The organism is Brevibacterium sp., assembly GCF_022712115.1.
Taxonomy (GTDB): domain Bacteria; phylum Actinomycetota; class Actinomycetes; order Actinomycetales; family Brevibacteriaceae; genus Brevibacterium; species Brevibacterium salitolerans.
In genome coordinates, this window is the sequence record NZ_JALAHB010000037.1 from 1 (window position 1) to 13,854 (window position 13,854).

General features: G+C 72.0%; 12 protein-coding genes. 3 read left to right on the forward strand and 9 right to left on the reverse strand.

What is annotated here, in order from left to right:
- From Q0A33_RS01780 to Q0A33_RS01810, 7 genes are all read right to left on the reverse strand, one after another.
- Positions 1-338 (reverse strand): nitronate monooxygenase (locus Q0A33_RS01780; RefSeq protein WP_291792219.1); only part of this gene is annotated, 338 nt, incomplete at its 3' end.
- 118 nt (positions 339-456) lie between these two features.
- Positions 457-1,413: a TIGR01777 family oxidoreductase gene (locus Q0A33_RS01785; RefSeq protein ID WP_291792221.1), complete on the reverse strand. Its 957-nt coding sequence runs from the start codon at positions 1,411-1,413 to the stop codon at positions 457-459.
- On the reverse strand, positions 1,410-2,093 hold the full coding sequence (locus Q0A33_RS01790) for a TetR family transcriptional regulator (RefSeq protein WP_291792224.1): 684 nt from the start codon (positions 2,091-2,093) through the stop codon (positions 1,410-1,412). The genes Q0A33_RS01785 and Q0A33_RS01790 overlap by 4 nt, the downstream gene beginning before the upstream one ends.
- A 113-nt stretch (positions 2,094-2,206) precedes the next feature.
- The gene (locus Q0A33_RS01795) at positions 2,207-2,647 is read right to left on the reverse strand and encodes a transglycosylase family protein (RefSeq protein WP_291792227.1); all 441 of its coding nucleotides are present in this window, start codon (positions 2,645-2,647) and stop codon (positions 2,207-2,209) included.
- A 188-nt stretch (positions 2,648-2,835) separates the two neighbouring features.
- On the reverse strand, positions 2,836-5,217 hold the full coding sequence (locus Q0A33_RS01800; protein WP_291792231.1) for an excinuclease ABC subunit UvrA: 2,382 nt from the start codon (positions 5,215-5,217) through the stop codon (positions 2,836-2,838).
- A gap of 20 nt (positions 5,218-5,237) precedes the next feature.
- Positions 5,238-6,395, reverse strand: a complete 1,158-nt coding sequence (locus Q0A33_RS01805) for a winged helix DNA-binding domain-containing protein (RefSeq protein WP_291792234.1) — start codon at positions 6,393-6,395, stop codon at positions 5,238-5,240.
- An 11-nt stretch (positions 6,396-6,406) separates the two neighbouring features.
- On the reverse strand, positions 6,407-6,760 hold the full coding sequence (locus Q0A33_RS01810; RefSeq protein ID WP_291792237.1) for a hypothetical protein: 354 nt from the start codon (positions 6,758-6,760) through the stop codon (positions 6,407-6,409).
- 100 nt (positions 6,761-6,860) lie between these two features.
- On the opposite strand from Q0A33_RS01810, the gene Q0A33_RS01815 reads away from it, so the two are divergent.
- A complete protein-coding gene (locus tag Q0A33_RS01815) occupies positions 6,861-7,205 on the forward strand; it encodes an RNA polymerase-binding protein RbpA (protein WP_291792239.1) in 345 nt (114 codons plus the stop codon).
- A 69-nt stretch (positions 7,206-7,274) separates the two neighbouring features.
- On the opposite strand, the gene Q0A33_RS01820 is transcribed toward Q0A33_RS01815, so the two are convergent.
- Positions 7,275-8,036, reverse strand: a complete 762-nt coding sequence (locus Q0A33_RS01820; RefSeq protein ID WP_291792240.1) for a polyprenol monophosphomannose synthase — start codon at positions 8,034-8,036, stop codon at positions 7,275-7,277.
- Between the two features lie 230 nt (positions 8,037-8,266).
- Positions 8,267-9,259 carry a metal-dependent hydrolase gene (locus Q0A33_RS01825; RefSeq protein ID WP_291792241.1) on the reverse strand — a complete coding sequence of 331 codons (993 nt, stop codon included), beginning with the start codon at positions 9,257-9,259 and terminating at the stop codon, positions 8,267-8,269.
- Between the two features lie 36 nt (positions 9,260-9,295).
- Here Q0A33_RS01825 and Q0A33_RS01830 point away from each other — a divergent pair, with 36 nt between their 5' ends.
- Positions 9,296-10,987, forward strand: a complete 1,692-nt coding sequence (locus Q0A33_RS01830) for an exonuclease domain-containing protein (RefSeq protein ID WP_291792244.1) — start codon at positions 9,296-9,298, stop codon at positions 10,985-10,987.
- Between the two features lie 54 nt (positions 10,988-11,041).
- Positions 11,042-13,330: an accessory Sec system translocase SecA2 gene (gene secA2 / locus Q0A33_RS01835; RefSeq protein WP_291792246.1), complete on the forward strand. Its 2,289-nt coding sequence runs from the start codon at positions 11,042-11,044 to the stop codon at positions 13,328-13,330.
- Positions 13,331-13,854 lie beyond the last annotated feature (524 nt).

A 13,854-nucleotide genomic window follows, 5' to 3' on the forward strand; every position in this document is an offset into this window, starting at 1 on the left:
TAGGAGTCGTCCGTGCCGAGAGGCGCGTCCGGCAGCAGCGTCTCCGGGTGCCCGGACTCCACCAGCCGCGTGCGATAGGCCTGCAGACGCGCCCGGGTCTCCGGAGTGTCCGGCGCAGGAGACGCGGCGAAGAGATTCACGCCGAACGGCCGGTCCGTGAGCTCCGCCGTGCGGCTGAGATCCGCGGCGAGCCGCTCCGCGCTGAGGTATCCGCCGGCGAGGAAGCCGAGCCCGCCGGCACTGCTCACCGCGGCGCAGAGCTCCGGTGTGGAGGGTCCGCCGGCCATGGGCGCCAGTACGAGTGGAACCTCGAAGTCGATCCCTGCGATCTGCGGCATGCGTCTGCTCCTCGTCCTCACCAGTTGCGGATGGCCTCAGCCTAGTCCGCAGGAGTGCTGCCGCCGGGACGAGGGGACGCGTGCAGATCTTTACTTAACATAATGTAGATTATCGGCGTTACCCCAGATGTACGGGGAGCAGGCCGGAAGGGGTCTGTGCGGCGATGTCGTCGAGCGCCCAGGCGGCGTGGGGAAACCGGAACGCGAAGCCGCCTGCGAGCAGCTTCTCCGGCGCGACCCAGCGGCTCTTGAGGACGAGCTCCGCCTCGGTGCGGATGATCCGCGCGCCGGCCTCCAGCGACCACGCCGGCAGCGGCAGTCCCAGGCGCGTGCCGAGACCGCCGAATCGCGCCCGCGTGAGCGCCATGAACTCCCGGTTCGTCACCGGGTGCGGGCTCGCGAGATTCACCGGCCCACTGAGATCCGGGCGGTCGATGAGATGGCGTACGGCGCGGTGCACGTCCTCGATGTGGATCCAGGACAGCATCTGCCCGCCGTCGCCCTGCCTGCCGCCGAATCCCATCCGCGCGAGGTTCACCATGGGATTGAGCGCGCCGCCCGGGCCCATGACGATCGACGTCCGCAGGGCCACGCGCCGGATTCTCGCCTCGTCGACGGGTGCGTCGAAGAGCTCCTGCTCCCAGGCGCGTGCGACGGCGACGGAGAAGCCCGTGCCCAGCTCCCCCGCGGCCTCGGTCTGCGGGCGGTCTCTCGCGTCTCGGTAGATCGTGCCGGTGCTCGCATTCAGCCACACCGGCGGCGGTGAGGCGCAGGCGGCCAGGGCGAGCCCCAGTCTCTTCGTCGTCTCCGTCCGCGAGCGGAGGATCTCGTCCGCGGTGCGCTTGGTGTAGCGGCAGCTCACGGACCGGCCTGCGAGGTTGACGAGGGCGTCCGCCCCGTCCAGAACGGGCGTGAGGTCGTCGTCCCAGGCGGCATCGACCGCGGCGGCTCCCCGCCCGCGCGGCGACCGGCCGATGGTGCGGACGGTCCAGCCGTCCTCCGTGAAGCGCCTGTGCAGGTGGCGTCCGATGTATCCGCTCGCCCCGGTGAGGACGAGTGTGCGCGGAGCGGTCATCGGCGTGCTCCTTCCGGCCGGGGGCTCTCCTCGAGCCGATCCATGAGGTCGAGTGCGTCGTCCGCGAGGCGCCCCGCACCGGGAAGCCGCAGCAGGGTCAGCAGGCGGCCGAGGAGCGGAGCGAGCCCGTCGACGAGGGTCCGCGTGCGCGCCTGCGACTCGCTCCGGTCGAGGACCCAGAAGAGTGTGACGCCCATGTGTGCGAGCCAGAGCAGATGCGGCAGCCTCTCCCCCAGTCGTCCGCCGGGCGTGCCCTTCGAGGCGGATGCGACCTCGCCCATGAGCCCCACGGCCGCCCCGCGCGGACGCTCGGAGGCCTGCGAGAACGGGCTGAGCCCCGAATCCGCCGGCAGCGCGCTGCGCAGCAGGACGCCGCCGAGGCCGTGGTGCGGCGTCATGACGTCGAGGCCCGCGTGAAGCGCCTCCGCGAGGTTCTCACTCAGTGCGGCGCCGGGGCGCAGGCGCGGCAGGGCGGCCTCCCTGTGCTCCTCCTGGATGCGGACGTAGAGCTCCTGGACGAAGGCGTCCTTGCCCTCGAAGTGGTAGTAGGCGTTTCCGGTAGCGACGCCCGCCTCCGCCGCGATCTGTCGCATGGTCGTCGCCTCGTAGCCCTGCTCGGCGAAGAGGCGCAGCGCGGTCTCGGCGAGCAGGGCGCGGGTGCGGTCGGACTTCCGGGTCATGCCGCCACCGTACACGTATTTGAACGTGTTCAAAAGGCCTTGGCGAGGCAGAGAGCGGCACCGGACCCGCGGATGGATCCGGTGCCGTTCTCTGCCGTTCCGGGTGACGGGCCTCAGCTGGCGCCGAGACGGGGCTTGCCGGAGTCTCCGGAGCCTTCGTCCTTCTTCCCGTCGTCCTTCTTGCCGCCGCCGTCGTCGGCCGCACCGTTCTCCTTGGTGAGCCCCGCCTTCTCGCCGCAGGTCGGCCAGGCGCCCGGGCCCTGCTCCTCGAGCGTGTTCTGGGCGACGCGGATCTGCTCGGTGCGGCTGGCCTCGTGCGGCATGCCCTCCCCGCCGAAGGCCTCCCACGTCTGCTGCGAGAACTGGAGTCCGCCGTAGTAGCCGTTGCCGGTGTTGATGTGCCAGTCGCCGCCGGACTCGCAGTCCGCGACGCGGTCCCAGACGGAGTCCGAGGCGGCCTGTGCAGGCGCGGCGCCGAGCATTCCCGCCGCCGCGACGGCGCCGGCGCCGCCCAGCAGCGCGAGCGAGCGGATGCCCTTCCTGAGGTGCTTCACGGTGTCGTCCTCCTCGATGCGCGGAGCATCATCGGGTGCGTGTGTCTCCTGCGGTGTTACCGCACAGTGGCCTGTTCGTTATCAAGCCGTTATGCACGCTAGCGAACACCGCCGCGGCTGCGAAAGCGGTTTCGCGGCCGCGGCGGTGTGCGTTCCCGGCGAAGTTCCTCCACGGGGACTGACCGGGCTCAGCTCCGCACGTACTCCGCGAGGTGGGCGCCCGTGAGGGTGGACTCCCCCGCCCGTGCCTGGGCGACGAGGTCCGCCGGGGTGCCCTCGAACACGACGGTGCCGCCGTCGTGGCCGGCCCCGGGCCCCACGTCGACGAGCCAGTCCGCGTGCGCCATGACGGCCTGGTGGTGCTCGACGGCGATGACGGTCCGGCCGCTGTCCACGAGCCTGTCCAGCATGGCGAGCATCGCCTCGACGTCCGCGAGGTGCAGGCCGGTGGTGGGTTCGTCGAGGACGTAGACCTCTCCCTCGCCGGCCATGTGCACGGCGAGCTTGAGCCGCTGGCGCTCTCCGCCGGAGAGCGTGGTGAGCGGCTGGCCGAGTGCGATGTAGCCCAGTCCCACGTCCACGAGGCGGCGCAGGATCCTCACCGCGGCCGGCACCTTCGCCTCGCCGGCGGAGAAGAACTCCAGCGCGGCGGCCGCCGGCATGAGCAGGACCTCGGAGATGTCCTTGCCGCCCAGCCGGTACTCGAGCACCTCGGCCTGGAACCGCCGTCCCTCGCAGACCTCGCACGGCACCGCGACCCCGGCCATGGTGGGCACGTCGGAGTAGATGACCCCGGCGCCCCTGCACGAGGGGCAGGCACCCTCGGAGTTGGGGCTGAAGAGCGCGGGCTTCACCCCGTTGGCCTTCGCGAAGGCCTTGCGCACGGGCTCGAGCAGGCCCGTGTAGGTTGCGGGATTGGACCGCCGCGACCCGCGGATGGCGCCCTGGTCGACGATCACCACGCCCTCCCGTCCGGCCAGGGAGCCGTGGATGAGCGAGCTCTTGCCGGAGCCTGCGACGCCCGTCACCACCGTGAGGGTGCCGGTGGGCAGATCCACGTCCACGTCGCGCAGGTTGTGGAGGTCCGCCCCGCGGATCTCCAGGACGCCGGTCCGCTCCCGCACGGCGGGCTTGAGGCGTGCGCGGTCGTGGAGATGGCGCCCTGTCGGGGTGTCCGCGCTCGCGAGCTCCTCGACGGTGCCGGTGAAGACGAGCTCTCCGCCCCGGGCGCCCGGCCCGGGGCCCAGATCCACCACGAGGTCGGCGATCGCGATGGTCTCCGGCTTGTGCTCGACGACGAGGACGGTGTTGCCCTTGTCCCGCAGCCGCAGCAGCAGCCGGTTCATCCGGTCGATGTCATGGGGGTGCAGGCCGGTGGTGGGCTCGTCGAACACGTAGGTGACGTCCGTGAGCGGTGAGCCCAGCTGCCGCACCATCTTGATCCGCTGCGCCTCTCCCCCGGACAGCGAGCCCGAGGAGCGGTCGAGCGAGAGATAGCCCAGTCCCAGGTCGACGAGGCCGTGCAGCAGCTCCCGCAGACCGTCGACGAGAGGCGCGAGCTCCGGCAGGGAGAGGCCGGCCACCCACTGTTCGAGGTCGCTGATCTGCATGGCGCAGGCGTCCGCGAGGGAGATGCCGTCCACGAGGGACGAGCGTGCAGTCGCGTTGAGCCGCGTGCCGTCGCACTCCGGGCAGCGCACATAGGTGAAGGCGCGGTCGACGAACTCGCGGATGTGCGGCTGCATGGACTCCCGGTCCTTGGACAGCATGGACTTCCGGGTCTTGGGGACCAGCCCCTCATAGGTGGAGTTGATGCCCCGGAACTTCACCTTCCGCGGTTCGCTGTGGAGGAAGTCGTGCAGCTGCTGCGGGGTGAAGTCGCGGATGGGGACGTCCGCCGGGACCAGACCGGACTCCGCGTAGTAGCGGACGGACCAGCCGCCGGGCTTGTACCCGGGGATCGTGATGGCGCCCTCGTCGAGGGAGAGGTTCTCGTCGTAGAACTGCGTGAGGTCCGCGTCGTGGACGACCCCCAGACCTTCGCACCGCACGCACATCCCTCCCTGGACGGTGAAGGAGCGGCGCTCCCTCTTCGTCGATCCGTCCGGCTGCTCGACGGTGAGCGCGCCCGCGCCGGAGGCGGAGGCGATGTTGAAGGAGAAGGCGTTGGCCGGGCCGATGTGCGGGGAGCCGGCCTTGGAGAACAGGATCCGCAGCATGGCGTTGGCGTCCGTGGCGGTGCCCACGGTGGAGCGGGGGTTGGAGCCCATGCGCTCCTGGTCCACGATGATCGCGGTGGTGAGGCCCTCGAGCCGGTCCACGTCCGGCCGCTGCGGCGAGGGCATGAAGCCCTGCAGGAAGGAGCTGTACGTCTCGTTGACGAGGCGGCGGGACTCCGCGGCGATGGTGTCGAACACCAGAGAGCTCTTGCCGGAACCGGAGAGGCCGGTGAACACCGTGAGCCGCCGTTTGGGCAGGTCGATGCTCACGTCGCGGAGGTTGTTCTCCCGCGCGCCCTGCACGCGGATGAGGGAGTGGGCGTCTGCGGGATGCGTCTGCGGGGAGGTCATGCGTGAGAGCCTATATGCGCTCATTCCCTCACGTGGGGGAACGCGGCGAAGAGCTTCTCGAAGCGGAGCCGCTGGGCGGCGGAGACGTCCGCCAGCGGTTCGAGGACGAGCCTGCGCCTGCCCGCGGGGCCCGTCCGGCTCCAGATCCCCACGAGGCGGCCCCGGCGGAACGCCCCGCGCTTGAACACGCCGTTGTTGCCCGGCACCAGCGCCGTGTGCTGCTCCTCGCTCATGAGGAAGAGCCGGTCGCCGTAGCCCAGGACCAGCTCGTCGAACCCCGGGAGCAGCAGCTCGCGCATGGCCTGCCGCTGCGTGCCGGAATCCGCATACTCCTCGAGCAGGCCCGGGCGGAACCAGAGGCGCTCCTCCCCCGGCAGCCCGGCCTCGGCCGGCAGCGCTGACTCCAGTTCGTCCTCGACGAGCGGCAGGGCCTCCCGGATCCGGGTGAGCGGCAGCTTGGTCCACCAGGCGAAGTCCCGCAGGGAGGCGGGCCCGTGGGAGAGCAGGTAGCGCCGCAGCAGCTCCGCCGTCGCCGCGGTCCGGTCACCGTCGAAGCGGTCTGCGAGCCCGCAGTGCGGCGGCAGCCAGCTGTCTGCGTGGACGACGGCGGTCTCCCCCTCGCGCCAGGGTCCGTAGGCCGCCGTGCCCGTGGAGATGAGGTGGACGAGCAGGTGGTAGCCGCGGCCCCCGGCCGGGTCGATCCCCGCGCGCTCCCACGCGTCGAAGACCTCCGCACGCGGCACTCCCCTGCCGGAGCCCGCCGCCGAGGCCGGGCCCACGAGCGTCTCGAACACCTCCCGCGCGGTGCGGACGTGGGCGTCCTCGAGCCCCAGCCGCGGGCGTCGCCGCACCGCGGCGCGCACCGGCGCGGCGGCGCACAGCTCCGTCATCCAGCGCAGGTCCCGCGCAGGGGCGACGAACACGGTGCCGCGCATGGGATAGCCGCGGACCAGTGCCCCGGAGTCGAACGCATCCGTGACGGCGACGATGCCGGCGTGGGAGCGCAGTGCGAGGGAGGCCAGCACGCCGGAGAGGTCCTGACCCTGCAGCGCGCCGAGCGAGGAGGCGACGGCGTGCGGGGCGACTGCGGAAGAAGAGGTGCCCTGCGGTGGGGTGAGGCCCTGGGCAAGGATCCGCAGACCGGCGAGGCGCCGGTCCGCGGTGAGGGAACGAGCCACGGACCGGGGGCTCAGGAGCGCAGCAGGCGACGGGCCCGGCGCGCGCCCACGCTCACACCGGCGCGTGCGGTGGCGAAGACACGGTCGGTCCGCTCGCCGCGCCCGGGCACACGCTCACCGGCCGCCGTGAGGAGATCGGTGAGGCGCTCCTCCGTGCGGTCGACGGCCCCGCCCGGTGCCGCGGCACGGCGGGCGCCGGTGCGCGCGGACCGGGCCGCGGCCTCGGCGACGTGGACGGCCGTGCGGCCGGCGGTCGTGGCGGTCCGGGTGACTGTGTCCGCCGCTCTGCGCAGCCGGCGGCCCGTGGTCCACTCGACCTTCTCGAAGACGTCGTCCGGCTCGATGGGCTCGCGCATGCTCGTCATGCGGTCAGTCTAGCCTCCGGGGACGGAAGGGGGAATGCGCGATGCGGGTACACTGTTGTGTTCGGTGCAGACCTCCCCAACCTGAAGAGATGAGTGACAGATGAGCGAACGCAGCCTTCGCGGCACGCAGCTGGGCTCCCGCAGCCTCGAGTCCGAGCAGGGAGTCGAGCCGGCTCCGCGGCAGATGGTCGAGTACAGGTGCGAGGACGGCCACACGTTCACCGTCCCGTTCTCCGTCGAGGCGGACGTGCCCGCGCAGTGGGATTCCGGCACGCACGGCATCGGTGTGCGCGTGGACGGCGGCGAGGCCGAGGAGGAGGAGACCAAGCCGGTCCGCACCCACTGGGACATGCTCCTCGAGCGCCGCTCCTTCGAGGAGCTCCAGGTGCTCCTCGACGAGCGCCTCGAGTTCCGTCGCGCAGGCGGGGTCACGAAGGGCCACTGAGTCCGGTCGCCGGCGTCACAGACAGCTCCGCCCCGCACCAGCAGGTGCGGGGCGGAGCTGTCTCGCCCGTCAGCGACCGCTGTGCGCGGGAGTCCGGCGCCTGCCCAGGAGCTCCCTCACCTGCTGCAGGCGGCGCTGTGCGCCCCAGCGGGCCACCTGCGTGAGCGCCTCGGTGATGATGTCGCCGTCCATCTTCGAGCTCCCGAGCTCCCGCTCGATGAATGCGGTGGGCACCTCCGCGATCGTGAGTCCGGCGGCGAGCACGCGGCGCGTCATGTCGATCTGGAAGCAGTAGCCGGCCGACTGGACGCCGGTGAGGTCGAGGGCCTCGAGCGTCGTCCGCCGGAACGCCCGGAAGCCGGCGGTCGCATCCGCCACTCCCATCCCGATCGCGGCGTTGGCGTAGACGTTGGCCGCGCGGGAGAGGAGGTGCCGGCGCAGCGGCCAGTTGACGATGGCGCCGCCGGGCACCCACCGGGAGCCGATGGCCAGGTCCGCGCCGTCCTCGACGGCGCGGAGCAGCAGCGGGAGATCGCGGCCGCGATGGGAGCCGTCCGCGTCCATCTCGCAGATGATCTCCCAGTCCCCCTCCAGCGCCCACCGGAAGCCGGCGAGATAGGCCGCTCCGAGGCCGCCCTTCCGGGTGTTGTGGAGGACGTGGATGCGGGGGTCCTCCTCCGCGCGGCTGTCCGCGTACTCGCCGGTGCCGTCCGGTGAGCCGTCGTCCACGATGAGGACGTCCGCCCGGGGCGTCCACTCGAAGAGCCGGTCCAGCGTGTGCGGGAGTGACTCGATCTCGTTGTAGGTGGGGATCACGACAAGTGTTTTCATCGCCGCCACTCTAGCGGAGGAGCCTGCATGGCGTGGGGCAGCCGGCGACGGAGCCTTCGGGCCGCACAGGGCCGGCAGTATGCCGTTGTCAGCACTGTGCCAGTGCCATGCGTTGTCTAATGGCTCCGCCGCCGCGACCGGCCCCACGGATGAGGCGCGGGGACGAATCTACCGATATGCACGGGTGCGGGGCAACCGGTCGCGGTCCCCTGTATGCGGGACCGCGCCGCTCAGACCCGCACGCCGCGCACCCACACCCCGCGCGGGACCGGAAGGGGGCTCTCGCCGGAGAGATCCGGCAGGCCGGCCGTGCCGGAGCGGGGATCCGTGCTCCAGGCCGCGAGGCGGGCGTCCGCCACCTGCACCACGAGCTCGCCCGTCCGCCAGCGCACCGCTGTGGCCTCGGCCCCCGGTGCCAGCACGCCTCCCTCGAAGCTGCCGACGGCGCGGAAGCCGAACCGCGTGGCGGCGTTGAAGGCTGCTCGCGCGGAGATGCCGGCCTCGGTCCGGAACACGGCGGCGGCGAGGGTCTCCCAGGGCTGCGGCCGCCCCTGCGCGTCGACGGCGTCCAGAGCGAAGCTCAGCTGTGCCCCGGCGCTCATGAGCGGGGCGAGCGGCTGTGCGCGCGCTGCGGGATCGAGCGTGATCCCCACACCGGCGGCTGCCAGAGGGGCGATGTGACGCTCCTCGATCCCGCAGCGGACGAGCACGCGCCAGAGCCCGCGCTGGGCACGCGTGCGCGTCTGCGGGTCCGCGAGGGCGGCGAGCACGGCGTCGAGCTCCTCACCGGTGTCCGCGACGACGTAGAGGCTTGTCCCGTCCTCCGCCCCGAGCGCGCTCGTGAGCTCGGCCGCCCGCACGGCGCGGCGGGTCCCCGCGTCCGCGAAGGGATGGGCGAGGACGGAGAGAGCGGCGGGGGCGGCCTCGGCGAAGGCGCTCAGCGCCTCGGGCGTTCCCAGTGCGTGCACCGTCGTGATGCCGGCGGCCAGGAGTGCCTCGGGGTCCGCGGCCGGTCCGGACCCGTCGAGGAGGAGGCCGGCATGGACGAAGCCCGGCGTGAGGAAGTCCCCGTCGAGGTCGATCTGCTCGCCGGGCATGGTGCGGGCGGCCTCGTCCTCGCCCACCCAGGAGACGAGGGGGCCGGAGAAGGCGAGGGCGGTGGCGAAGGGGTCGACGCTGGAGTAGACGTCGCCGGAATGGAACACGGCAGTTGAATCGGTCATCGGAACAGTGTCCCACGCCCGGGATAGGCTCGGACCGTGACCTCTCCTCTCCTCGTGCTCGACACGCCGACGCTGTACTACCGGGCCTTCCATGCTCTGCCGGACACCCTCCGGTCCCCGCAGGGGCGTCCCGTCAACGCCGCCAAGGGCCTTCTCGACGTGCTCTGCCAGCTCGTCGACCAGTGGGGTTCGCGCCGGCTCGTCGCGGTGATGGACGCGGACTGGCGGCCGGACTTCCGCACGGCCCTGCTGCCCTCGTACAAGGCCCATCGCATCACCGACGACGCGCGGGGCACGGAGACGCCGCCGGACCTCGAGGCGCAGCTGCCGCTGATCTTCGACGCGCTCTCCGCCCTGAGCATCCCCATCGCGGAGGTGCCGGGCACGGAGGCGGACGACGTCATCGCCTCGATCGTCGCCCAGTGCCTCGACGAGGACATCGTCATCGTGAGCTCCGACCGCGACCTCCTGTCCCTCCTGCAGCCGCAGCGGCGCGTGCGCGTGCACCGTCCGCGCACCGGCGGCCGCTGGGAGACGACCGGCGCGGCAGAGCTGCCTGCGCTGTTCCAGGTGGGCACCGGCGCGGAGTACCGCGCGCTGGCGGCGCTGCGGGGAGATCCCTCGGACGGGATCCCGGGTGCCCCCGGGATCGGAGACAAGACGGCGGCCAGGCTCATCGCCGGCTGGGGAGGCCTCGAGGAGGTGCTCGCCGCGGCCGCCCGCGGTGAGAAGGATCACGGCCTCTCCCCCAAGCGCCGGGAGGCGCTCGTGGAGCACGCGGACGCCATCCGCGCCGGCCATGCCGTGATGGAGGGGCTGCTGGACCTCGAGGTCGCGGAGTTCGTGGCCGGGGCGGGGACGGCGCCGGATCGCGACCGGGCGCTGCGCCTGGGTGCCGAACAGGGCCTCGAGCGTTCGATCGCCCGAGCGCTGGCCGCTCTCACCGGTGAGACGGTGCAGGTGCGGAGCGCGCCCCCGGCGGCTGCTGCCGCACCGGCACCGGTGCCTGCGCCGAAGGCCGGCGCTCCCGGGTGGGCGCAGCGCTTCGTCGCCTTCGACCTCGAGACGACGGGCGTGGATCCGCACTCCGCACGCATCGTCTCGGCTTCCCTCGTCCCCTTCGAGGGCGGTGCCGAGCGGCCTTCCCGGAACTGGCTGGTGGATCCGGGCGTGGAGATACCGGAGGCCGCCCAGAGGGTCCACGGCATCAGCACGGAGCGGGTCAGGGCGGAGGGGACGCCGGCGGCCGAGGCCGTGCCGCAGCTCCTCGCCGCGGTCCGGTCCCTCCGGGAGTCCGGCACCCCGCTGGTCGGCCATAACATCGTCTACGACCTCACGGTGCTCGCGGCGGAGGCTGCCCGCATCGGTGTGCTCCCCTCCCCCGCGGCTTTCCTGGACCTCCTGCCGCCCGTGCTGGACACCCTCGTCCTCGACAAGCAGGCAGACAGGTTCCGCCGCGGGCCGCGCACTCTCGAAGCGCTCTGCGGGCACTACGGGATCAGCCTCGTCGATGCACACGACGCCTACGCCGATGCCCGCGCGGCGGGTCTCCTGGCGCTGGGGCTGGCGGCGGCCTCGGCGGAGCTCGCCGGCACCTCGGCGGAGGACCTCCACGCCCGCCAGATCGAGTGGAAGCGGACGCAGGCGGCCGGCCTCCAGGAGTGGCTGCGGCGCAAGCGCCCGGACGCGGTGGTCTCCGGGGACTGGCCGCTGGAGCACGACCGCTGAGACGGCGGCGGGCCGTGAGCGTGCACTCAGCTCCGCCTGCATAGACTGACGCCCATGGGACTTCTCACACGACTCCTCAATCGACCGGGCTCGCAGGCGGACAGGCGGGTGGGCCGCTTCCTCCGCTCCAGTGCGGAGCTGGAGGCGCTCGGTGAGGAGTTCGCGGAGCTCACCGACGAAGAGCTCACGGCACGGGCCGGCGAGGTGTTCTCCTCCGGCAGCCCGGACGAGCAGCGCATCCGCTACGCGGCGCTGGCACGGGAGGCGGCGGACAGAGCCCTGGGCGAACGCCCCTACGACACGCAGCTCACCGGCCTCGCGGGCCTCCTCGACGGCACCGTCGTGCAGATGCTCACCGGTGAGGGCAAGACGCTCGTGGGGGCGCTGGCCGCGGCCGGATATGCCCTGCAGGGACGCCGCGTGCACGTCGTGAGCGTGAATGACTACCTCGCCGTCAGGGACCGCGACTGGATGGCCCCGGTCTTCGAGCTGCTGGGAGTGGAGGCCGCGGCGATCTCCGGCGCCGCTCCGGACGCGCAGCGACGGGAGTCCTACCGGGCGGCCGTGGTCTACGGCTCGGTCTCGGAGATCGGCTTCGACGTCCTCCGGGACCGCTTCCGCCTGCCCGGTGAGGAGCTCCGGATCCCGGAGCGCGACGTCGTCATCGTCGACGAGGCGGACTCCGTGCTCATCGACGAGGCCCGGGTGCCGCTCGTGCTGGCGGGCTCGACCGAGAAGGAGGACGCCGACCGTGCCATTGCGCGGCTGGTGGCCGGGCTGGATCCGGAGGAGCACATCGAGGTGAGCGAGGACCGCCGTTCGGTCTCCCTCACCTCGGCCGGCATCGACCGGGTCGAGGAGGAGCTGGACGCGGACCTCTACGGTGCGGACACGGACCGGCTCGCGGCGGTGAACATCGCCCTCTACGCACGCATGCTCATCCACCGCGACGTCGACTACATAGTCGTGGACGGCGAGATCAAGCTCGTCGATGCCGCGCGCGGGCGGATCGCCCAGCTCCAGCGGTGGCCGGACGGACTGCAGGCCGCGGTGGAGGCGAAGGAGCGCCTGGAGCCCTCGGTGAGCGGCGAGATCCTCGATCAGATGACGGTCGAGGAGCTCATCCACTCCTATGCGCGCGTGTGCGGCATGACCGGCACGGCGCTGGCCGTGGGCGATGACCTGCGAGAGTTCTACGACCTGGAGATCGTGCCGGTGGACCCGCACGAGCCGGTGATCCGCGTGGACGAGCCGGATCGCCTCTACACCTTCCAGGAGTCCAAGGAGCGGGCGATCGTCGAGGAGGTCGCCGCGGCGCACGCGGAACGGCGTCCGGTGCTCATCGGGACGCGCTCCGTCGCGGAGAGCGAGTCGCTGGCCGCGCGCCTGCGCGAGCGCGGGATCGAGTGCGAGGTGCTCAACGCGAAGGACGACAGCCGCGAGGCGGAGATCATCGCCCGCGCGGGCCGGGCGGATGCGGTGACCGTGTCCACGCAGATGGCCGGACGCGGCACGGACATCCGGCTGGGCGAGGAGAGCGACGACGGCGCGGCGGACGTCGCCGAGGCCGGGGGCCTGCTGGTGATCGGCGCCGGCCGCTACGAGTCCTCCCGTCTGGACGACCAGCTGCGCGGCCGTGCGGGGCGTCAGGGCGATCCGGGCACCTCGGTGTTCTTCACCAGCCTCGAGGACGATCTCATGACGCGCGTGCCCGAGGCCCAGCGGTTCGTGGAGGAGGGTGATGAGACCGGTCTCATCGCCTCCAAGCGCGCAGCTGCGCTGGTGGAGCACGCGCAGCGGATCGCCGAGGGTGAGAACACCGCGGTGCACCGTGACACGTGGCGCTTCAACGAGCTGATGGCCAAGCAGCGGCAGCTGGTGCTCACGCGCCGTGAGGAGATCCGCACGGGTGAGCGCGGACCGGAGGAGCTGCGCGAGATGCTGGGAGCCGAGCGGGTCTCGGAGATCGAGGAGGCCACCTCGGCAGACGTCCTGGACGCAGCGATCCGCGATGTGATGCTCTTCCGGATCGACGAGCGCTGGGTGGAGCACCTGGCGTTCCTCAATGACCTGCGCGAGGGCATCCATCTGCGGACGCTGGCGCGGGAGAAGCCGCACGAGGCGTTCAACACGGAGTCGATCGAGGCGTTCTCCACGTTCTGGGACGATGTGCTCGCCGCGGCCTGCGATGTGCTGGAGGAGGCGGAGTTCACGGAGGACGGCGTCGATCTGCCCGCACACGGTCTCAAGCGCCCGTCGTCCACGTGGACCTATCTCACGACGGAGAACGTGTTCGGCTCGGACATCGAGAACGTGGTGAAGCGGGTGCGCGCGCGTCGGTGAGGTGCACGTGTGTGGGCGCACGGTGCGAGTGCTGCTGGACGGGCCGTGTGATCATGTGACTCGGTAGGAGCGGGCCTGTCGGACTCTGTGGAGTTCGGCGGGCCCGCTCTGCTGTGCGCGGGCGGTCTCTGCTGTGCGCGGTGTCTGTGATCGTCGTCAGGAGTGTTCTCTCAGTCGAGGGCGAGGGCCTTTCACCTGTGGTGTCGGTGCTCTCTGGGCGTGGGTGGGGAGTTGTGTCCGTGCCTCACGATAGATTCGAACCAGATGAATCGTTGAGGCTGGACACGCACAGTTGCGGAGGTGACGATGATGTCACCCCGGCCATTGCCCGCACTCCCGGCACACCCCGGCCGCCCCGCAATCCCGCCGCTGCTCGCCGGCACCGGGACGGGGACGGCAGAGAGGCACACACGCGTCTCCGGGAACGCCCCGCCCCTTGCGCGTGCCGCACCGCCGGAGACCGCAGCGGCGGGCGCGCCTGGGGTGCTGCGGCCTCGGCGGGGCAGTCGCAGTCATCACACCCA

What these genes read in the sequence shown, in the direction of transcription:
- secA2 (WP_291792246.1), top strand. Translation starts at nt 11,042, where the DNA reads ATGGGACTTCTCACACGACTCCTCAATCGACCGGGCTCGCAGGCGGAC.
- Q0A33_RS01820 (WP_291792240.1), bottom strand. Translation starts at nt 8,036, where the DNA reads ATGAAAACACTTGTCGTGATCCCCACCTACAACGAGATCGAGTCACTC.
- Q0A33_RS01790 (WP_291792224.1), bottom strand. Translation starts at nt 2,093, where the DNA reads ATGACCCGGAAGTCCGACCGCACCCGCGCCCTGCTCGCCGAGACCGCG.
- Q0A33_RS01800 (WP_291792231.1), bottom strand. Translation starts at nt 5,217, where the DNA reads ATGACCTCCCCGCAGACGCATCCCGCAGACGCCCACTCCCTCATCCGC.
- Q0A33_RS01810 (WP_291792237.1), bottom strand. Translation starts at nt 6,760, where the DNA reads ATGACGAGCATGCGCGAGCCCATCGAGCCGGACGACGTCTTCGAGAAG.
- Q0A33_RS01785 (WP_291792221.1), bottom strand. Translation starts at nt 1,413, where the DNA reads ATGACCGCTCCGCGCACACTCGTCCTCACCGGGGCGAGCGGATACATC.
- Q0A33_RS01815 (WP_291792239.1), top strand. Translation starts at nt 6,861, where the DNA reads ATGAGCGAACGCAGCCTTCGCGGCACGCAGCTGGGCTCCCGCAGCCTC.
- Q0A33_RS01825 (WP_291792241.1), bottom strand. Translation starts at nt 9,259, where the DNA reads ATGACCGATTCAACTGCCGTGTTCCATTCCGGCGACGTCTACTCCAGC.